This window comes from Kitasatospora sp. NPDC048239 (assembly GCF_043202015.1).
In the GTDB taxonomy this organism is placed as follows: Bacteria; Actinomycetota; Actinomycetes; order Streptomycetales; family Streptomycetaceae; genus Kitasatospora.
In genome coordinates this window covers 668876-687965 of record NZ_JBICZP010000006.1, presented here as the reverse complement: position 1 = coordinate 687965, position 19090 = coordinate 668876, and the positions used below count along the sequence as shown (strand labels likewise).

The window sequence follows — 19090 nt, the reverse complement described above, 5'->3', positions numbered from 1 at the left end:
CCGGGGGCCGCCGCCGCGTACGGACGCGGTGGCGGCCCCCGGCCTGCTACCCGAGGACGTCCGAGAGCCGGACGAAGCGCGCCCCCGCCGCGAGCATCGGCGGCACGGCCGCCGCGACGCCGGGGGCGGTGCCGCCCCCGGGGTGGTTCATGTGGGCGATCACGATGGCGCCGGGCGGCGCGGCGGCCACCTCCCGGCGGACCTGGCCCGCGGTCAGCGTCGCGCCGCCGTCGCCGTTGACGGTGAAGCCCGCGACCCGCTGGCCGAGGTCGGCGACGATCCGGGTGGCGACGTCGTCGTAGTGGGCGGTGCCGGAGCGGAAGAAGCGGGGCGGGCGGCCGAGCAGGCCGGTGAGCTTCTCGGCGTTGCCCGCGACCTCGTCGTACACCCCGCCGCTGTCCCGGGTGCCCGCGATGCCGTACGCGGAGCGGCCGGTCACCGAGAGCGGGCGGTGGGCGGTGCCGTGGTTGGCGATCTCGAACAGCGGGTCGGCGGCGAGGCCGTCGAACTCCTCCCGGTTGGCGTCGATCCAGCGCGCGTTGAGGAAGAGGGTGGCGGGCACGCCGTTCGCCCGGAGGAAGTCGATCAGGTCGTCGTCGTAGCCGTTCCCACCGGGGCCGCCGCAGGCGTCGAAGGTGAGCGCCAGCGCACGCTCGCCCTCCGGCAGGCCGTCGATCACCCCCGGCCCCTCCAGCCCCCACGCGGTGGGCTCGACGTCCCCGTACCGGGCGACCGCCTCGGCCCGGGTCACGGCCCGGGTCACGGTCTGCGCGGGCACGGGAGCGGCCGGGGCCGGGGCCGGGGCCGGCGGCGCGGGGGGATCGGCCGAGACCGAGGCCGACGCGGAGGCAGACCCCGAGGCCGGCGCCGAGACCGAGGCCGACGCGCTGGCCCCGGGGGAGGCCGCGGCCGCGACGGTCGGCGCCGCCCCGGACCCGGCACCAGCCCCGGACCCGCCCCCGGCCGTGGGCTGACACCCCGCCAGCGCACCACCCGCCGCCAGCACCAGCAGCCTCCGCCGACTCAGCGACATGCCCACCTCCACAGCCGTCAGGATGGTCGGACGAGCCGACTGTCTGCTTCTATGAACACTGATCGACCGCCGCCCGCAACTCCACACCCCCGCCGTCACGGCACCCCGCCCGGCGGGAACGGGCGCGAACCAGGAAGTCGGCCGGTCCGGTCCCCTGCTCCGGACGGCCCAACGGCGCCCGGCCGCCCGGCCCGCCCACCGAGGAGTCCGCCATGGCCGCAGCAGCCGTCCGTACCGTCCTGACCGGGCTCGTCCTCGGCGAGTCGCCCCGCTGGCACGACGGCCGCCTCTGGCTCTGCGACTGGGGCGCCCAGGAGCTGATCACCGTCGACGAGGACGGCGCCGCCACCGTGGCCGCCCGGATCCCCTCGTTCCCCTTCTGCATCGACTGGCTGCCCGCCCCGGACGGCCGGCTGCTGGTCGTGGCCGGCGGCGACCGCCGCCTGCTGCGGCGCGAGGCGGACGGCACGCTCACCCCGTACGCCGACCTGCGACCGGTCTGCGACCGCCCGTGGAACGAGGTCGTGGTGGACGGCCGCGGCCACGCCTACGTCAACTGCATCGGCTTCGACCTGATGGGCGGCGAGGCGCCCGGCCCCGGCCTGATCGCGCTGGTCACCCCGGGCGGCGCGGTACGCCGGGTGGCCGAGGGCCTGGCCTTCCCCAACGGCATGGCGGTGACGCCCGACGGCGGGACGCTCGTCGTCGCCGAGTCCTACGCGGGCCGGCTCACCGCCTTCGGCATCGCCCCGGACGGCGGCCTGACCGGGCGGCGGGAGTGGGCCGCCGTGCCGGGGTCGGCACCGGACGGCATCAGCCTCGACGCGGAGGGCGCGCTCTGGTTCGCGGACGTCCCGGGCCGCTGCTGCGTGCGGGTCCGCGAGGGCGGCGAGGTGGTGCAGCGGGTCGGCCTGGATCTCGGCTGCTTCTCCTGCGCGCTCGGCGGACCGGACGGCCGCACCCTCTACCTGGCCGCCGCCGAGTGGCCCACCCCGGAGGGCACCCGCAGCGGCCGGCTGCTGGCCGTCCCGGTCGGGGTGCCGGGCCTCCTTCACTGACCCGCCCCACCACGGTGGGGCGGGGCTCACCCCGGGTTCACCGGCGGGGGTAGGGGGCGGGCGAACCGGTCCGGGGACCCCCGCCGCCGGTGCCCGCCCGCGACCGGAGGCCGCCCGCATGCCCACGCCCGAGAACGCCGACCACCCCCCGCTCGCCCGCCGCCGGCTGCTCCAGGCGGGCCTGGCCACCGGCACCGCCACCGCCCTCGGCCTCGACGCCGCCGGCTCCGCCGAGGCCACCCCGGCCAGCCCGGCCAGCCCGGCCGCACCGGCCGACACCGTGCTCACCCTCACCGGCCACCTCCCCACCGGCGCAACGGACTTCGTCTACCTGCCCGTCGAAGTACCGGCCGGGGTCCGGGAGATCGCCGTCTCCTACAGCTACGACAAACCGCCCGTACCGGCCGGCACCCCCGGGAACTCCTGCGACATAGGCCTGTTCGACGAGCGCGGGACGGACCTCGGCGGCCGCGGCTTCCGGGGCTGGTCGGGCGGGTTCCGCACCGAGTTCGCCGTCGCCCGCGACCAGGCGACCCCCGGCTACCTGCCGGGCCCGATCCGGCCCGGCACCTGGCACGTGGTGCTGGGCCCCTACCAGGTGGCCCCGCAGGGGCTCGACTACACCGTCCGCGTCACGCTCCGATTCGGCGCCCCCGGACCGGAGTTCACCCCGTCCTACCCGTCCGAGCGGGCCCGCGGACGCGGCCGCGCCTGGTACCGGGGCGACTGCCATCTGCACACCGTGCACTCCGACGGGCGGCGGCTGCCGGCCGAGGTCGCGGAGGGCGCCCGGGCCGCCGGGCTGGACTTCATCGTCTCGACCGACCACAACACCACCTCCTCGCACGCCGCCTGGGGCCCGCTGGCCGGACCGGACCTGCTGATCGTGCTGGGTGAGGAGGTCACCACCCGCAACGGCCACTGGCTGGCACTCGGCCTCCAGCCGGGCCGGTTCGTCGACTGGCGGTACCGCTCGCGGGACGAGGCCTTCCCCCGGCTGGCCCGCCAAGTACGCCGCCAGGGCGGCCTGGTGGTGCCCGCGCACCCGTACTGCCCGTATGTCGCCTGCCAGTGGAAGTTCGGCTACCAGGACGCCGACGCGGTGGAGGTCTGGAACGGCCCGTGGACGTACGACGACGAGTCGGCGGTGGACACCTGGGACGCCCAACTCGCCGTCGCCCTGCGGGAGGAGCGCCCCTGGCTGCCCGCCGTCGGCAACAGCGACGCGCACAGCGCCCCGCAGGTGATCGGCTCGCCGCACACCGTCGTCCGGGCCGAGGACCTCACCCGGGACGCGATCCTTGACGGCCTGCGTTCCGGACACAGCTGGCTGGCCGAATCCGCCTCCGTGCAGCTGGACTTCACCGCCACCGGCCACGGCCGCCAGGCGGGCATCGGCGAGCAGTTGACCGTCCCGGCGGACGCGCCGGTGGACGTCCGGCTGGCGGTGTCCGGGGTGCCGGGCGGGACGGTCCGGCTGCTGACCGACGAGGGCCAACTACACCAGGAGTCCCTGCCCGCCGAGGGCGCGGGCACGGTGCTCTGGCGGACGACGGCCTCGCTCGCCGCCTACGTCCGCGCGGAGGTCCGCCACCCGAAGGCCGACGGCACCCCCGGCAAGGGCAACGCGATGGGCGCCGACCTCCCCTGGGGTCCGATGGCGGCGCTCACCAACCCGATCGTGCTGCGCAGCGGGGAGCGGTAGGGGAGGCGTCGGGGTGGCGCCGTGGACTAAGTTGATCTCGGCGCCGGGCGCCCGCCCCGGCCCGGCCCGTCCATCGCCGGCTCGCGAAGGGATCAGCAGCTGTGAACCGTACGACCGTAGGTGGACCGGAACTCGGGGGCGGCCGGGGATCCGGCGGCGTCGTCGTGCTCTCCGGCCGACCCGGGGCCGGGGAGGACGCGGTCGCACCGCTGCTCGCGGAGGCGCTGCACCCGGGCGCGCACCTGCGCACGGAGGACTTCCGGCAGGCGATCCGGCGGGGGTACGTCGCGCCGCACCTGCCGGAGGCCCGGCGGCAGAACGAGACGGTGCTGGCGGCCACGGCCCAGGCCGCCTTCGCCTATGCGAGCGGCGGCTACCAGGTGGTGGTCGAGGGCCGGATCGCCCCGTCGGACCTGGCCGCCTTCCGCCGGGAGAGCCGGGCCACCGGCGCGCCCCTGCACTATGTGCTGCTGTGCCCCGGACCGGCCCAGGAGGATTCCCGACCGACAGGCGGGAGGCCCTTCGACGGCCTCGGCGCGCTGGAGCGGCACGAGCTCCCGGTGGATCCGGCGCAGGACGCGGCGGCCACGGCGAAGACCGTACTGGACGGGCTGCTCCGGGGCGCGTACCTGCTGGGTTGGTAGCGCCGCCCGGGGTGGGCCCGGTCCCGGTGAACCCGGGACGGCCCGTGCGCCGTTGACCAGAGCGGAGGCCCGCCCGCTGTGAACCGGGTCGGCCTCCGGCCCAGGCCGGCCACCGCTCGCCCTGTTGTGGCGGCCCGCCCCGGCCGTCCCGGCCCGCCCTCTCCCCGGCGGGCCGGGGCCGCCCCGCCGTGGCCACGGCGAAGGCCCGCACCTTCGATCCGCCCGCGCGGACAGCCCCTACACGCCCGCCGCGTGGACCGCGTCGAGCCGGGCCAGCTCCTCCTCGGAGAGCCGCAGCGCACCGGCCGCCACGTTCTCGACCAGGTGGTCCGGGTCACCCGTACCCGGGATGGCCAGCACGTGCGGGCCGCGGTGCAGGGTCCACGCCAACCGGACCTGCGCGACGCTGATCCCGCGCTCACGGGCGATCGCGACCACCTCGTCGCTGTCCGTGCCGGTCGCACCCCCCTGCCCGCCCGCACCGGCGATCGCGTAGAACGGCACGAACGCGATGCCCTGCTCACCGCAGGTCCGCAGCACCTCCTCCTGCTCGGGCGAGGCGCCGATCCCGTACCGGTTCTGCACGCAGACCACCGGCGCGATGGCCTGGGCCTCGGCGAGGTGCCCGGCGTTGACGTTGGAGACGCCCAGGTGCCGGATGAGCCCGGCCTCCCGCAGGCGGGCCAGCGCGCCGAAGCGCTCGGCGATCGAGTCGGTGCCGACGATCCGCAGGTTCACCACGTCCAGGTGGTCGCGGCCGAGCTGGCGCAGGTTCTCCTCGACCTGCCCGCGCAGCGCCTCCGGGGTGCGGGCGTGGGTCACCCAGTCCCCCGCCGGGCCCCGGGCCGGGCCGACCTTGGTGGTGATGACCAGCTCGTCCGTGTACGGCGCCAGGGCCCGGTTGATCAGCTCGTTGGCGGAGCGCAGCGAGGAGAAGTAGAACGCGGCGGTGTCGATGTGGTTCACCCCGAGCTCGACGGCCCGGCGCAGCACGGCGATCGCCTGTTCGCGGTCGCGCGGCACGCCGTTGCCGAGCGCCTCGCCGTACTGCGCGAGGCGCATCGCGCCGAACCCGATCCGGTTGACGGTCAGGTCGCCGAGCTTCCAGGTGCCCGCGGCCGCAGCGGTAATGGTCTCTGAGGTCATGACGGGAGTCTGTCAGCCGCCTGCCGGGGCTCCCGCGCGAAATGGCAGCATGCTGCCAGGGCCCCCGCGCCGGCCTGCCCGGGCGGCCTCAGACACGGCCCGACCGGGCCGTCTCAGCCAAGGCCCTACGCGCCCACCACGCCGTCGATGCTCTCGCGCAGGAAGTCGGCGTGTCCGTTGTGGCGGGCGTACTCGTGGATCAGGTGCAGCATCACCAGCCGCAGCGAGACGTCCTCGCCCCAGCGGTCGAAGTAGCCCGTGACGTCCAGCGACTGCGCCTCCCGCTCGATCCGCCGGGCGTGCTCGACCTCGGCCTGCCAGGCCTCGAAGGCCTCGGCCCGGGAGGAGTCGGTCGCGTCGTAGGCCACCTGGAAGTCCCCCTCCGGGGACCAGACCCACGGGATGTCCTCCTTGTTGATGACCCGTCGGAACCAGGCCCGCTCCACCTCCGCCATGTGCCGCACCAGCCCGAGCAGGCTGAGCGTGGACGGCGGGCTCGACTTGAGCCGCAGCTGTTCGTCGGTGAGTCCGTCGCACTTCAGGGCGAGCGTCGCCCGGTGGTAGTCCAGAAAGGCGCGCAGCATCTCGCGCTCGCCCCCGGTCAGTGGCGGCGCGATGCGTTCGGTGGTCATCCTGTTCCCCTTCACGACGGTTCGGACCGGCGGTCCCGGTTCACCATCTAGGTGCTTCCGGTCCGTACTGTCCACTCCTTTTACTCCCGACTTCAACTCCCGGCCCGTTCCCTGCCTCGTGCGCCGCACGCGTACCGCGCACCCACCAACGGCGGATTCGTCATTCGGTATGACCGTCAACTCACTTGTCCCCCACGTCATCCGGTCGATTTCCGGCGTTCGCCCGCCATCAGGTTTGGGTACGTACTGCGGCGCGCGCCCGAGCGGCGGGCACGACCGCAGTCCCCGGCCACCCCGGCCCTTCCATCCCACGGCGCCTTCCGAACCCGAGCGAGTCTGGGCACGCACCCGAAGCCCCGGGCGGCGACCCGAGAGGAGACCGAGCAATCCATGAACCACGACCGCATCCCCGCAACCGTGCGCCAGACGTACGGCGTGGGCGACCTCGCGATGGCGGCCAGCTTCGCCGGCGGCTTCATCAACTTCGGCGACTGGCGCGGGATCGACACCACCTCTCCGAGTGCCGAGGACCGGGTCCACAGCCAGGAGCAGCTGTACCGCCGGGTGCTGAGCGCCTTTCCCGGGCCGGCCGAGCGGCTGCGGCTGGCCGAGGTGGGCTGCGGGCGCGGGCTGGGTGCGGCGCTCGCGCTGCGGGAGTTCCGGTTCGCCGCGGTGACCGGGGTGGACATCCACCCCGACCAGGTCGAGCGCGCCCGGACGGTCAACTCCAAGGCGCTGGCGACGTTCCCGGACCGGCTGGCCTACGTCCTAGGTGCGGCCGACGAGCTCCCCTTCCAGGGCGGTTCGCTGGACGGCGTCTACTCGGTGGAGGCGGCCCAGCACTTCCGCGAGCTGACCGGCTTCGCCCGTGAGGCGGCGCGGGTGCTGCGCCCCGGCGGCCGGCTGGTGGTGACGACCTTCTTCAGCTCCGGCCCGGAGGTCGCCGAGCGGCTGAGCATCCTGCTCGGCAGCTTCGCCGACGGCCTGGACGTCGCCCATCCGCTCGACGCCTTCACCGCCGACCTCACGGACGCCGGCTTCACGGGCGTCCGCAGCACGTCGATCGGCGCCGACGTCTGGCCAGGCCTGGACCGCTACCTGGAGGGCACCGTCCCGCCCGGCCACTGGACCCGCAACTTCCTCCCCGCCTGGAGGAGCGGCCTGCTCGACTACCACCTCGTCACCGCCGACCGGGCCTGACCGCGACCGGATCCGGCCCTCCTCCGCGGTCCGGAGCCACTCAGACGGACCCCCGCCCGCCCCGCGCCGACCGACCCCGTCTGACCAGCGATAATGACTCGAACACGCCCGGCGGGAAGATCCTCGGAGCGGCCTCCCGGCCGCTGCCGCACGGTCTCGCCGGGCCCGGGCGGGGCGATCGGTACACGGGAACAGGGGTAGGGCGTGCGGGGGCGGAAGGCGGAACAGGACCGGATCGAGCAGTTGCTCGCCGACGCTCGCCGGGGGACGAGCGGGGTCCTGCTGGTGCACGGCGAGGCCGGAATCGGCAAGACCGCGCTGCTCGACCACGCCGCCGCACGGGCCGAGGGCGTGCGCGTCCTGCGCGTCGAGGGCATCGAGTCGGAGATGGAGCTCGCCTTCGGCGGCCTCCACCAGCTGTTCCTGCCCGTCCTGGACCTCGTCGACGCCCTGCCGGAGCCGCAGGCCGCGGCCATCCGGGCGGTCTTCGGGCTGACCGGCGACGGCGTGCGCGACCGCTTCACCGTCGGCCTCGCCGTCCTCACGCTGCTGTCCGAGGCCGCGGCCGACGGCCCGCTGCTCTGCCTGGTCGACGACGCGCAGTGGCTCGACCAGCCGTCGGTGGACATGCTGACGTTCGCCGCGCGCCGGCTGCGGGCGGAGGGCGTCGTGATGCTCTTCGCCGTCCGCGACGGGGCGCCGGGCGCCGCCGTGAAGGGGCTGCCAAGGCTGCTCGTCGAGGGCCTCGACCAGACGGCCGCCGCCGAGCTGCTGCCCGGCCTGCCGCCGTACGTCGCGGACCGGGTCATCGAGGAGGCCTGCGGCAACCCGCTGGCCCTGATCGAGCTGTCGGCCGCGCTGACCCCGGCCCAGCGCGCCGGACGGCTGGGCCCGCTGGCGCTCCCCGAGGCGGCCGCCGGGCTGCCGAGCCGGATCCGGGACGGTTTCCTGGAGCAGATCCGGCGGCTTCCCGAGACCGCCCAGGCGGTGCTGCTGGTGGCCGCCGCCGACGACACCGGCGAGCTCGCCGTGGTGCTGCGGGCCGCGGAGCCGCTCGGCGGAGCCGTCGAGGACCTCGAACCCGCGGAACGCTCCGGGTTCGTGCTGCTCTCCGGGGCGACGGTGCGCTTCCGGCATCCGCTGGTGCGGTACGCCGCCTACCAGGGCGCCCCGCTCGCCCGGCGCATCGCCGCGCACCGGGCGCTCGCGCAGGCGCTCGGCGCCGCCGGCCAGGTGCACCGGCGGGCCTGGCATCTGGCCGCGGCGTCGACCGGCCCGGACGAGCAGGTCGCCGAGGAGCTGGAACGGGTCGCCGAGTGGGCCGGGAGCCGACAGGCGATGGCGTCCGCGTCCGCCGCCTACGAGCGGGCCGCCCAGCTCACCGCGGATCCGCAGCAGCGTGCGCGCCGGCTGGTCCGGGCGGCGCAGAAGGCCGCCGACGCCGGCCAGGACGAGCGCTGCGCCGCACTGGCCGACCAGGTGCCGCTGCCGCTGGAGGATCCGGGCGTGGCGGCGAACTTCGCCCGCGCCCGGGCGGTGGTCGAGCTGGGCTACCGCAGGCCGGAGACGGCCGCCCGGATCCTGGTCGACAGCGCGGACCTGACCGGCGCCGACCGTCCGGACACGATGGCGTCGCTGCTGGCCGACGCCGTCCACGCGGCCTTCTCCGCGGGGGACGCCAGACTGATCGCGGAGGTCGCGTCCCGCGCGCCGGAGCTGCCGGTACTGGCCGTGCCCGCCCGGCTGTTCGGCGGTGACACACCCGGCGCACTCGGCGCACCCGACGCACCGAGCGCGCCCGACGTACCCGGCGCACCCGACGTACCCGGCGCACTCAACGCCCTGCGCGCGCTCGTGGACAGCAGCCAGGACCCGGCCTGCGACGTGATGGACCGGCTGATGACCGGGATCTACTGCCAGCTGGCCGGCGACCACGCGGCCGCCCGCGAGGTGGCCGCCGCAGCCGTCGCCCACTGCCGCGAGCAGGGCATCAGCGGCTGGCTGCCCACCACGCTCCACCTGCTGGCCCAGACGGAACTGGCACTCGGCCGCCACGACGAGGCGTCCGTGCACGCCACCGAGGGCCTGCAGCTCGCCGAGTACTACGACCTGGCCCACCGGGCCGCCCATCTGCGGGCCGCCCTGGCCATGCTGGCGGGCGTCCGCGGAGAGGAGGAGCAGGTCCGGGCGCTGGCCGGCGAGGCCCTGGAGTACACCCGGCCGCGCGGGGTGGGCCGGGGCACCACGGACGCCCTGTGGGCGCAGGGCCTGCTCGAACTCGGCCTGGGCCGGGCCGAGGCGGCGTTGGAGCCGCTGGAGTCGGCACGGCGGGAGGCGGGCCATCCGCTGCTCTCGCTGCCCCTGCTGCCGGACCTCGTCGAGGCCGCCGGACGCGCCGGACGCCCGGAGCGGGCGGTGGAGCCGGCCCGGCTGCTCGGGGAATGGGCCGCCGCACTGGGGCGGCCCGCCCTCTCCGCCCTGGCCCGCCGCTGCCACGCGCTGACCGGCCCCGACCGTGCGGCCGAGGAGCACTTCACGGCGGCGCTGGCCCTGCACGAGGGCGGCAGCGACTACGACCGGGCCCGCACCGCACTGCTCTACGGGGAGTGGCTGCGCCGTCTGCGGCGCCAGATCGACGCCCGGGACCAGCTGCGCGCCGCGCTGGAGGCCTTCGAGCGGCTCGGCGCCCGGCCCTGGGCCGCCCGCGCCCGGACGGAGCTGGGAGCAGCGGGCGGGGAGACCGGGCTGACGACCCGCCAGGACGGGCCGATCAGCCTGCTGAGCCCGCATGAACGCGAGGTGGTCCGGCTGGCGGCCGCCGGTGCGAGCAACCGGGAGATCGCCGCCCAGCTGTTCCTGAGCCCCCGCACGGTCGGGCACCACCTGTACCGGGCGTTCCCCAAGCTCGGCGTCGGCTCCCGCACCGAGCTCGCCACGCTGCTGGCCTCATGAGGCCGGAGCCGACGGGGCCGCGGAGGCCTGCGGCCTCATGAGGCCGGGGTCTGCGGGGCCGCGGAGGCCTCCGGCACCGAGTAGATCATCCGGGTCTGGGCGGTGCGGTAGCCGGCCCGGGCGAAGGCGGCGGCCATCGGGGCGTTGTCGGTGTCCGTGGTGGCGGTGATCAGCTCGGCGCCCGCCTCCGCCTGCACCCGGGTGATCTCGGCGAGCACGTCGTCGACGTACCCCTGTCCGCGCAGCTCGGGGACGACGCCCAGGTAGCCGACGTTGCGGTTGTACGGCGTCGCCGACGGCAGGGCCAGTCCGGCGACCTGCCCGTCGGCCGTGCGGGCCAGCCGCCACCACGCGCGCTCGCCCGGGCAGCCGAGGTAGAAGTCCACCTCCTCCTGGGCGGCGGCCTCGGCGCCCATGGACGCCACGTTGCGGCGGGTCTCGCCGTCCAGGCTGCCCACCGCGATCCGCCGGAAGACCTCCAGGAACTCCTCGTCCGAGCCCTCGGTGAAGGTGAGGCGCCCGCTGGAGGCCGGGAGCCCGGCGTCGGGGGTCCACTCCAGGCGCAGCCGCTCCACCTCGTCGGTGAGTCCGGCGGCCTGCGCGGCCTCGTGCCGCCAGGCCAGGGCGGCGACGACGGCCGGGTCCTCGCGCCAGCCGTTCGGCAGCGTCACGTTGTACAGCGGGGGCTTGGTGGCGCCCTGCTCGGCGAAGGCCCGCAGGCTCGCGGTGATCAGCCCGGCGGCGACCGCCGCCCGGTCGGCGACCGAGGGGTCGACGTGCAGGCAGTCCAGTGCGATCGGGTGCTCGCTGGACGCCTGGCCCCACCACAGGGCGCGGGCCACGATCCGGTCGCCGTCCTCGGCGATCCAGGTCCACTCCGGCCGGTACATGCCCTCGGCGAGTTCTTCGAGGTAGCGGTCGGCGGGGATCCAGCTGACGGGTTCGTCGACCGTCACGGCGGTGACGCGGTCGAGGTCGGTCTCGGTGATGGAACGGAACAGCATCTGTGTGCTCATCTCTGGTGCGTTGCGTAGGTGGTGAGGGTCGCGCCGGTGTTGAAGACGCGGGAGTCGGTCAGCGTGAACGCCGCCGGGAGGAAGGCCGCGCGGAACAGCGGGAGGCCGGAGCCGAGGACGACCGGGTAGCGCTTGATGACGAGTTCGTCGATCTCCCCGAGCAGCTGCCCTGCCAGGTCGGCCCCGCCGCGGAGCCAGATGCCCGCCCCGTCCTGCCGCTTGAGGTCGCGGACGAACGCCTGCGGGTCTCCGGAGACGGTCTCCACGGCGGGGTCGAGCCGGGTGGGGGTGTGGGAGAAGACGTACTGCCTGAGGTGCGGGTAGGGGCTGGTGACGCCCGCCGCGAGGCAGGCCCGGTAGGTGCCGCGGCCCAGCAGGACGGTGTCGAACCGCCGGTTGGCGGCCCCCTCGACGCCCAACGGCCCGCGGTGCTGGGCCGGGATGGTCTCGGGGTACTCGGCCAGCAGCACGGCGGCGAGGTCGCCCTCGAAGGGGAAGAGGTCGGACTGCCCGTCCGGGCCTGCGGTGAAGCCGTCGAGGCTGGCGGCGACGCAGTAGGTGAGCTGGCGCATGCGACCTGCTTTCGATCGGACAGGGCGGGGTGACGTCATTGACGGTAGGCCGGACGACCCCCGACCGGCATCGGTCACCCCGACGTAATGTGGCCGGTCACCGGCCCGCCGGGCATGGGTGACGGTGCCCTGCGGGGGCACGGGGCCGGGGTGCGGGCGAGGGCCGGGACGGGCGGTCGCGACGGGCCCGGACAAGGGGGTTACCCAGGGAACTTTCTAACGCCCCATCAGTTGGCTAGGCTTCCGCAGGTTTCGAAGACGTGATCGACCGTCGCCACTATGATCGGCGCAGCATCATGTCAGGTACGCGCCCAATGGAGGACCCACCCAGCGGCTGACGCACCCTCGTTCCCCCTGCCCGCCCCTCCGATCACCACGCAAGGCGCGCCATGACTGCTCACCAGCAAGGCCCGACCAACCCTCTGCCGACGGCCGGAGGACCGGCCCGGTGAGGATCACCCGCAAACTCGCCATCCTCGCCACGGTGCCGCTGCTCGCGGTGGTCGCCTTCGCGGCGCTTGCGCTGCGCATCACCGCCGGACAGGTGTTCGGCGCCGCACAGCTGCGCTCGATGGTGGCCATCAGCGCCCAGGTCGGCGACCTGACCCGGCAGCTGCAGCGGGAACGCACCTGCGCCGCTGCGCTGTTGACCGGCGAGGCCAATCCCGACCGGACCAACGCCTACCTCCGGCAGCTCCAGGCGACCGACGCGAGCATCGCGGAGTACCGCGAGCTGCGGGGCCGCATGCACGCGGGCCGGGGCAACACCGTGGGACGCCTCCGCCAGGTGGACGAGGACCTGGCGGCGCTGCCCGCGCTCCGCAAGCAGGTCGAGTCGGGCCCGACCACCGCCCTGTCCGCGACCACCTTCCGCTACCGGATCCTCATCGCCGACCTGCTGGCCTACCGGGGCGACGTCGCCGAGGCCGGGCGCGCCGGGGCCGACCTCGCGGACCGGATCAACAGCGGAGTCGCCCTGGCCCGCGCCCAGGAGTCGGTGAGCCAGCAGGAGGTCGCGGTCCTGACCTCGCGGGCCTCCGGCGTCCTCACCCCGGCCGCCCAGCAGGCCATCACCGCCACCCGCACCGGATACACCGAGGCCGTCCTGGAGTTCCAGCGGGCGGCCACCCCGGAGTGGCAGACCTGGCTGGACCGCTCGCTGACCGGTCCCGGCATCATCGCCGCGGGCCGGCTGGAGGACGCCGTCGCCCGTACCGCGACGGGCCAGCCGCTCCCGGTGGACGCGAGCTGGACGACGGTGACGGACGAGCGGACCGACCGGCTCCAGCGCGTCGAGCAGAAGGTCAACGCCTCGACGCTCGCCAGCGTCACCGACTTCCGCAACACGCAGCGCAGGCTGGCCCTGAGTGAGGGCCTGGCGGTGCTGCTGGCGGTGATCGCGGTGATCGTGCTCACCCTCCGGCTGGGCCGGCCGATGATCCGGGAGCTGCGCCGGCTGCGCAACGCCGCGCACGCGGTCGCCCATGAGCGCCTGCCCGCGGCCGTCGCCGCGCTGTCGGCGGGCGGCGCACTCGGCGGGGCGACACCGGAGGAGTTCGCCGCCGCGGCGGGCGACGCCGTCGAGGTCCGCGGCCGGGACGAGATCGCCGCGGTCGGCGCCGCCTTCAACACCGTCAGCCGGGAGGCCGTGCGGATCGCCGCCGAGCAGGCGGCCATGCGCGACCGGATGGGCACCGTCTTCGTCGGCCTGGCCCGCCGGGCCGAGCGGCTGACCGGCGCACTCGTCCGGGCGCTCGACGCGGCCGAGCGCGACGAGCCCGACCCCGAACGGCTGGCCCGGCTCTTCGAGCTCGACCACCTGGCCAACCGGATGCGCCGCAACAACCACAGCCTGCTCGTCCTCGGTGGCGAGGCGACGGCCCGGGTGCGGTCGGGGAGCGCCCCGATCGAGGACGTCCTGCGGGCGGCGGCCGCCCAGATCGAGCGCTACACCCGGGTCGACGTGGGCACGACCGACCAGGGCGTCCTGATCGAGGGCCGGGCGGTGGACCACCTGGTCCACCTCGTCGCCGAACTGCTCGACAACGCCACCGCCTTCTCCAAGCCCGAGACCAGGGTGACCGCCGAGGCCAGGCTGCTGACCGACCGGCTGGTGATCCAGGTCTGCGACGAGGGCATCGGCCTGGCCGAGGACCGCTGGGCACCCGCCAACGAGAAGCTCGCCGCACCCCCGCCGGTCGAGATCGCCGCCGTCCGCGCGATGGGGCTGACCGTGGTCGGGCACCTGGCCTCCTGGTACGACATCCGGGTCGAACTGCGCCCGCGCCCGGGCGGTGGCACCATCGCCGAGGTCACCCTTCCGGACTCGGTGTTCGGCCTGGCCAAGGCCGCCGACCCGACCCCGGCCCCGGCCCTGACTCCGGCTCCGACCCCGGCCCTGCCCGCAGCCCCGGCCCTGCCCCCGGCTGCAACCTCGGCAACGGCAACCACGACGGACGCGGCCGAGCCACTGCCCGCCACCGCGCCCGCACCAGCGCCGGTACCGGCACCCCCGACGGACCCGGCGGACGCCGGCACCACCGGAAGCGGCCTGCCCAGGCGCAGGCGCCCGGCGGCGCCGGCCACCGAGCCCGCCCCCGCCCACCCGGCGGCCCCCGGTACGCCGGGCACCTCCGACGCCCCCGAGCCCCCCGCCCACCCCTCGCACGGGCTGGCACACCGCGACCCCGGGCAGGTCTCGGCCTCGATGGCCGCCTACGCCCGGGGCATCGGCGCCAGCCGCGCCGGACGCGGCGCCCCCAAGCCTCTCCTCTCCACCCCGAACCAGAAGGAAGACGCATGACCTCCCCCTCGACCCACGATCTCGACTGGCTGCTGAACGACTTCGCGGCCCGGGTCCCGGAGATCACCCACGCGGTGGCGGTGTCCGCCGACGGACTGCTGATCGCGGCCACCAGGGAGGTCGACACCGAGCACGCCGACCAGCTCGCCGCGATCGCCTCCGGTCTGGTCAGCCTGCTGGCCGGCGCCGGACGGCTGCTGAAGGCCGAGCCGGTGATCAGCAACCTCACCGAGCTGCAGGGCGGCTTCCTGTTCTCGATGGCGGTCAGCAGCGGCGCCTCGCTGCTGGTGCTGGCCTCGAAGGCCTGCGACATCGGCCAGGTCTCCTTCGAGATGGCCGAGCTGATCAACCAGGTCGGCCCTCAGCTCACCCCCACGGCCCGCCCCAAGCTGCTCGACACGCCCTCCTGACCGACCCTCGACACCGGTCCGCCACCCCAACTCCGGGAGCACACATGTCACCGATCCTCGGACGCCGCCCGACCGGGGGCACCGCCCGCGGGTGCGCCCTCCTCGCCGCCCTGCTCCTCGCCACCGGCTGCACCAGCGGCCACGGCGGCCGCAGCGGCGACGCGGCCGACGGCGGTGCGGGCACGGTGAAGATCGGGCTGCTGGCATCGCTCTCCGGGACGTACAAGTCCGTCGGCACCGACCTTCGGGACGGCTTCCAGCTCTACCTGGACACCCACGGCGGCAGGCTCGGCGGCCACCCGGTCGACCTGGTGGTCGCCGACGAGGGCGACGGCGCGCCGACCGCGCTCCCCGCCGCCACCAAGCTGGTCAAGCAGGACAAGGTCCTCGCCGTCACCGGTGTGGTCGGCGCGGGCTCGGTCGCCGCGATCTCCCCGCTGCTCACCGAAGCCGGGATCCCCCTGGTGAGCTCCAACGGCCGCCCCGCCGTCAAGGAGGTCAGCCGGCAGTGGAGCACCAGCTTCATGTCCGACGAGCCGGGGGCGGCGATCGCCCAGTACGTGCACGACACCGTCGACGGCCCGGTCTACGCGATCGGGCCCGACTACCAGGGCGGCTGGGACGAACTGCGCGGGTTCACCGACGCGTTCACCAAGGCCGGCGGGCAGCTCGCCGGCGGCAAGGCGACCTTCACGCCGTTCCCCGGCACCACCGACTTCACCCCCTACCTCAACAAGATCAAGAACTCCAAGGCCAAAGCGGTGTACTGCTTCTACGCCGGCAGCGCGGCGGTCGACTTCGTCAAGCAGTACGCCCAGTCCGACCTGGCCGGCACCCCGCTGTACGCCGCCGGGTTCCTCACCGAGGGCGGCGTGCTGACCGCCCAGGGGGACGCCGCCAAGGGGATCCGCTCGGTGCTCAACTACGCCCCGGACCTCGACAACGCGGCCAACCGGGCGTTCGTCTCGGCCTGGCAGTCCAAGTACCAGTCCCCGCCCACCACCTACGCGATGGCCTCCTACGACGCCGCCTCCGTGCTCGACAAGGCGATCGGCGCGGCGGGCGCCAAGCTCGACTCGGACACGCTGAACACCGCCATCGCCGGCCTCGGCCAGATCGACAGCCCCCGCGGCACCTGGCAGTTCGGCAGCAACACCCACTCGCCGGTGCAGAAGTGGTACCTGCGCGAGGTCAAGAGCGACGGCCGCGCCCTGTCCAACCAGATGGTCCAGGACCTCGCCACCATCGGGAACTGACCACGGGCCGGGGACGGGGAGGGCGGCCGATGGGCCTGATCGACGCACATCTGGTGCCCGCGGTCGACGGCGTGGCCTACGGCCTGCTGCTGTACGTGGCGGCGGCCGGGCTGACCCTGGCGTTCGGGACGGGCGACGTCCTCAACCTCGCCCACGGCACCCTCTACGCCGTCGGCGCGTACACGGCCGCCACGCTGTCGGACGGCTCGTGGGGCGGGCTGCTGCTCGCCCTGGCCGTCGGCACCGCGGCGGCCGGCGCCGGCGGCGGGCTGCTCGCCGCGCTCACCGCGCCGATCCGCCGGCGCGGCCACCTCGCCCAGGCGCTGCTCACCTTCGGCGTGGCGCTGGTCGGCGGCGATCTGCTCAGTACCGTCGCCGGGCCCGACGAGCTCCCGGTCGTGCTGCCGGCGGTCCTCGACGGCAGCGCCGACCTCGGGGGGCACCGCTACCCGGTCTACCGGCTGGCTTTCATCCTGGTGGCGGCCCTGCTGGCGGCGGCCGGGCAGTTGCTGCTGCGCCGCACCAGGGCCGGCGCGCTGCTGCGCGCCACGGTGGACGACGCCGCGATGGTCGCCGGGCTGGGCACCGACCCCCGACTGGTGCACGCCGCGGTGCTGGCGGGCGCCGGGGCCCTGGCAGGCCTCGCCGGCGTCCTGGGCGCCCCCATCATCGGCCCGGGCCCGCGCACGGCCGACACCGTCCTGCTGCTCTCGCTGATCGTGGTGGTGCTGGGCGGCCTGGGCTCGGTCCTCGGGGCCCTGGTGGCGGCGGTGGCCGTGGGCGAGGTGCAGACCCTCGGCGTCGACCTTGCACCGGACGCCGCCCCCTACCTCCTGTTCGCGGCGATGGCCGCAGCGCTCGTCCTGCGCGGCCGCGGCGCCCGGGGAGCCCGCGGATGACCGGGCCCGGGCGCCGGTGGCCGACCGCCCACCCGGCCTTCTGGGCCCCGGTGTCGACCGCGCTCGCGCTGTTCGCCCTGCCGGCCCTGGTCGACGAGTCGACGCTCGTCCTGCTCACCCCGGTACCCGCGCTCGGTCTGGTCGCCGTCGGCATCACCGTCCTCACCGGCCGGGCCGGGCTGCCCACGCTCGGCCAGGCCGCGCCGTACGCGGTCGGCGCCTACACCACCGCCCTGCTGGGCCGCGCGGGCGTCGACACCGGTCCGCTGCAGGTCGCGGCCGCGGCCCTGGCCGCCGCGTCGTTCGCCCTGCTGACCGGGCCGGTCGTGGCCCGGGCCCGGGGCGTGACGGTCCTGATGATCACGCTGGCGCTCGGCGAGCTGACCGCCACCGCCGCGGCCCGCTGGAGCTCGGTCACCGGCGGCACCGACGGCCTCGCCGGCATCGCGCCGGTCCGCGTGTTCTGGGGCGCCGCGCCGCTGACCGGGGACCCGGCCGTCTACCGGTACGTGGTCGCCGTCGCCGCCTGCGCGGTCACGGCGACGGTCCTGGTGCTGCGCTCACCGCTCGGGCTCCTGCTCGCCGGGTGCCGCGACCACGAGGCGCGGATGCGGGCCTGCGGCCACCCCGTCACCCTGCTGCTCCTCGGCGCCCATGTCGGGGCCGCGGCCCTGGCGGGGGTGGGCGGCCACCTGCTGGTGACCGCGCAGCGCTACGTCTCCCCCGCCGACGTCGGCTTCACCACCTCCTCGCTGTGCCTGCTCGCCGCCGTCCTCGGCGGTGTGACGTCACCGCTGGGCGCGCTCGCCGGCACCGCCCTGGTGCTGATCACCCGGGACCAGCTCGCCGCGCACTGGCCGGGGCACGGCCCGCTGCTGCTCGGCGCCCTGTTCATCGCCGCCGTGTACCTGCTGCCCCGCGGGTTCGCCGGGATCCGCCTGCCCCGGCTGCCGCACGGCTCGCCTCCGGCGCCGCCGGCCCGGCCCGCGCCCGGCGCCACCACCCCGGAGGCCGGCCCGTGAGCGCCCTGCTCGCCCTCCGCGGGGTGACCCGCCGCTACGGCGGCCTGGTCGCCGTCGACCGGCTCGACCTGGCGATCGAACCCGGGACCCGCCACGCCGTGATCGGGCCCAACGGCGCCGGCAAGTCCACCGTGCTCGGCCTGCTGGCCGGCACGGTCGCGCCGTCGGCCGGCCGGATCACGCTCGACCGGCGGGACATCACCCGCGCCGGACCGGCCCGGCGCTCCCGCCTCGGCATCGCCCGCACCTTCCAGCAGCCGGCCGTGCTCGGCAGCCTGAGCGCCCTGGACAACGTCGCCCTGGCCGCCTGGCGGCACACCGAACTGCGCGGGCTCTGGCGCCCCCGCCGGTACCGGGAGCTCGGGCGCCGCTGCCACGACCTGCTCGACCGGGTCGGCCTCGCACAGTCCGCCGACCACCCCGCCGGCCGGCTCTCGCACGGTCGGCAGCGGCTGGTGGAGATCGCGGCCGCGCTCGCCGCCCGGCCCCGGGTCCTGCTGCTGGACGAACCGGCCGCCGGCCTCACCGAGGAGGACACCGACCGGCTGGTGACGGCCCTGCGGCTGGTCCCCGCCGAGGTCGCCGTGCTGCTGGTCGAGCACGACCTGGCGTTCGTCAACGCCCTGGCCGACCGGGTCACCGTGCTGCACGAGGGCCGCTCGATCGCCGACGGCACCCCGGAGCAGATCAGCGCCGACCCCGCCGTCCGGGAGGCCTACCTCGACATCCGGTCCGGGTGAGG

Annotated in this window: 16 protein-coding genes; 11 read left to right on the top strand and 5 right to left on the bottom strand. The window is 75.6% G+C overall.

The window, feature by feature from the left end:
* Window positions 1-46 precede the first annotated feature (46 nt).
* On the bottom strand, window positions 47-778 hold the full coding sequence (locus tag ACGFZP_RS20275) for a polysaccharide deacetylase family protein (RefSeq protein WP_392934636.1): 732 nt from the start codon (window positions 776-778) through the stop codon (window positions 47-49).
* 467 nt (window positions 779-1245) lie between these two features.
* Here ACGFZP_RS20275 and ACGFZP_RS20270 point away from each other — a divergent pair, with 467 nt between their 5' ends.
* From ACGFZP_RS20270 to ACGFZP_RS20260, 3 genes are all read left to right on the top strand, one after another.
* Complete coding sequence (locus tag ACGFZP_RS20270) at window positions 1246-2091, top strand: SMP-30/gluconolactonase/LRE family protein (RefSeq protein WP_392934633.1); 846 nt, start codon at window positions 1246-1248, stop codon at window positions 2089-2091.
* 118 nt (window positions 2092-2209) lie between these two features.
* The gene (locus tag ACGFZP_RS20265; RefSeq protein WP_392934632.1) at window positions 2210-3796 is read left to right on the top strand and encodes a CehA/McbA family metallohydrolase; all 1587 of its coding nucleotides are present in this window, start codon (window positions 2210-2212) and stop codon (window positions 3794-3796) included.
* Window positions 3797-3897: 101 nt separating this feature from the next.
* Window positions 3898-4440 carry an ATP-binding protein gene (locus tag ACGFZP_RS20260; protein ID WP_392934630.1) on the top strand — a complete coding sequence of 181 codons (543 nt, stop codon included), beginning with the start codon at window positions 3898-3900 and terminating at the stop codon, window positions 4438-4440.
* 237 nt (window positions 4441-4677) lie between these two features.
* Here ACGFZP_RS20260 and ACGFZP_RS20255 read toward each other — a convergent pair whose 3' ends face one another.
* Together ACGFZP_RS20255 and ACGFZP_RS20250 are read right to left on the bottom strand one after the other, a co-directional pair.
* Window positions 4678-5586 (bottom strand): oxidoreductase, encoded by a 909-nt coding sequence (locus ACGFZP_RS20255; RefSeq protein ID WP_392934627.1) that lies wholly within the window; start codon window positions 5584-5586, stop codon window positions 4678-4680.
* Window positions 5587-5711: 125 nt separating this feature from the next.
* Window positions 5712-6218: a DinB family protein gene (locus ACGFZP_RS20250; RefSeq protein WP_392934624.1), complete on the bottom strand. Its 507-nt coding sequence runs from the start codon at window positions 6216-6218 to the stop codon at window positions 5712-5714.
* A gap of 390 nt (window positions 6219-6608) precedes the next feature.
* Between ACGFZP_RS20250 and ACGFZP_RS20245 the strand changes: the two genes are divergently transcribed.
* Together ACGFZP_RS20245 and ACGFZP_RS20240 are read left to right on the top strand one after the other, a co-directional pair.
* Window positions 6609-7418 (top strand): class I SAM-dependent methyltransferase, encoded by an 810-nt coding sequence (locus ACGFZP_RS20245; RefSeq protein WP_392934622.1) that lies wholly within the window; start codon window positions 6609-6611, stop codon window positions 7416-7418.
* Window positions 7419-7622: 204 nt separating this feature from the next.
* Complete coding sequence (locus ACGFZP_RS20240; protein WP_392934619.1) at window positions 7623-10370, top strand: AAA family ATPase; 2748 nt, start codon at window positions 7623-7625, stop codon at window positions 10368-10370.
* Window positions 10371-10405: 35 nt separating this feature from the next.
* On the opposite strand, the gene ACGFZP_RS20235 is transcribed toward ACGFZP_RS20240, so the two are convergent.
* The gene (locus ACGFZP_RS20235; RefSeq protein WP_392934617.1) at window positions 10406-11386 is read right to left on the bottom strand and encodes a GNAT family N-acetyltransferase; all 981 of its coding nucleotides are present in this window, start codon (window positions 11384-11386) and stop codon (window positions 10406-10408) included.
* Complete coding sequence (locus tag ACGFZP_RS20230) at window positions 11383-11958, bottom strand: dihydrofolate reductase family protein (protein WP_392934614.1); 576 nt, start codon at window positions 11956-11958, stop codon at window positions 11383-11385. The genes ACGFZP_RS20235 and ACGFZP_RS20230 overlap by 4 nt, the downstream gene beginning before the upstream one ends.
* Window positions 11959-12406: 448 nt before the next feature.
* Between ACGFZP_RS20230 and ACGFZP_RS20225 the strand changes: the two genes are divergently transcribed.
* The 6 genes from ACGFZP_RS20225 to ACGFZP_RS20200 are packed head-to-tail and all read left to right on the top strand — an operon-like array spanning window position 12407 to window position 19088.
* On the top strand, window positions 12407-14761 hold the full coding sequence (locus tag ACGFZP_RS20225) for a nitrate- and nitrite sensing domain-containing protein (protein ID WP_392934612.1): 2355 nt from the start codon (window positions 12407-12409) through the stop codon (window positions 14759-14761).
* Window positions 14758-15171, top strand: a complete 414-nt coding sequence (locus tag ACGFZP_RS20220; RefSeq protein ID WP_392934609.1) for a roadblock/LC7 domain-containing protein — start codon at window positions 14758-14760, stop codon at window positions 15169-15171. Before ACGFZP_RS20225 ends, ACGFZP_RS20220 begins: the two co-directional genes overlap by 4 nt.
* Window positions 15172-15215: 44 nt before the next feature.
* On the top strand, window positions 15216-16427 hold the full coding sequence (locus ACGFZP_RS20215) for an ABC transporter substrate-binding protein (RefSeq protein ID WP_392934607.1): 1212 nt from the start codon (window positions 15216-15218) through the stop codon (window positions 16425-16427).
* Between the two features lie 29 nt (window positions 16428-16456).
* Window positions 16457-17326 (top strand): hypothetical protein, encoded by an 870-nt coding sequence (locus ACGFZP_RS20210; RefSeq protein WP_392934605.1) that lies wholly within the window; start codon window positions 16457-16459, stop codon window positions 17324-17326.
* Window positions 17323-18348, top strand: coding sequence for a branched-chain amino acid ABC transporter permease (locus ACGFZP_RS20205; RefSeq protein ID WP_392934602.1), 1026 nt, complete (start codon window positions 17323-17325; stop codon window positions 18346-18348). The genes ACGFZP_RS20210 and ACGFZP_RS20205 overlap by 4 nt, the downstream gene beginning before the upstream one ends.
* Window positions 18345-19088 carry an ABC transporter ATP-binding protein gene (locus tag ACGFZP_RS20200; protein ID WP_392934600.1) on the top strand — a complete coding sequence of 248 codons (744 nt, stop codon included), beginning with the start codon at window positions 18345-18347 and terminating at the stop codon, window positions 19086-19088. The genes ACGFZP_RS20205 and ACGFZP_RS20200 overlap by 4 nt, the downstream gene beginning before the upstream one ends.
* The last annotated feature ends 2 nt before the right edge of the window (window positions 19089-19090 follow it).

Coding starts and splice junctions, on each gene's coding strand:
- ACGFZP_RS20270 (WP_392934633.1), top strand. CDS start 1,246: ATGGCCGCAGCAGCCGTCCGTACCGTCCTGACCGGGCTCGTCCTCGGC.
- ACGFZP_RS20265 (WP_392934632.1), top strand. CDS start 2,210: ATGCCCACGCCCGAGAACGCCGACCACCCCCCGCTCGCCCGCCGCCGG.
- ACGFZP_RS20255 (WP_392934627.1), bottom strand. CDS start 5,586: ATGACCTCAGAGACCATTACCGCTGCGGCCGCGGGCACCTGGAAGCTC.
- ACGFZP_RS20250 (WP_392934624.1), bottom strand. CDS start 6,218: ATGACCACCGAACGCATCGCGCCGCCACTGACCGGGGGCGAGCGCGAG.
- ACGFZP_RS20245 (WP_392934622.1), top strand. CDS start 6,609: ATGAACCACGACCGCATCCCCGCAACCGTGCGCCAGACGTACGGCGTG.
- ACGFZP_RS20235 (WP_392934617.1), bottom strand. CDS start 11,386: ATGAGCACACAGATGCTGTTCCGTTCCATCACCGAGACCGACCTCGAC.
- ACGFZP_RS20230 (WP_392934614.1), bottom strand. CDS start 11,958: ATGCGCCAGCTCACCTACTGCGTCGCCGCCAGCCTCGACGGCTTCACC.
- ACGFZP_RS20220 (WP_392934609.1), top strand. CDS start 14,758: ATGACCTCCCCCTCGACCCACGATCTCGACTGGCTGCTGAACGACTTC.
- ACGFZP_RS20215 (WP_392934607.1), top strand. CDS start 15,216: ATGTCACCGATCCTCGGACGCCGCCCGACCGGGGGCACCGCCCGCGGG.
- ACGFZP_RS20210 (WP_392934605.1), top strand. CDS start 16,457: ATGGGCCTGATCGACGCACATCTGGTGCCCGCGGTCGACGGCGTGGCC.
- ACGFZP_RS20205 (WP_392934602.1), top strand. CDS start 17,323: ATGACCGGGCCCGGGCGCCGGTGGCCGACCGCCCACCCGGCCTTCTGG.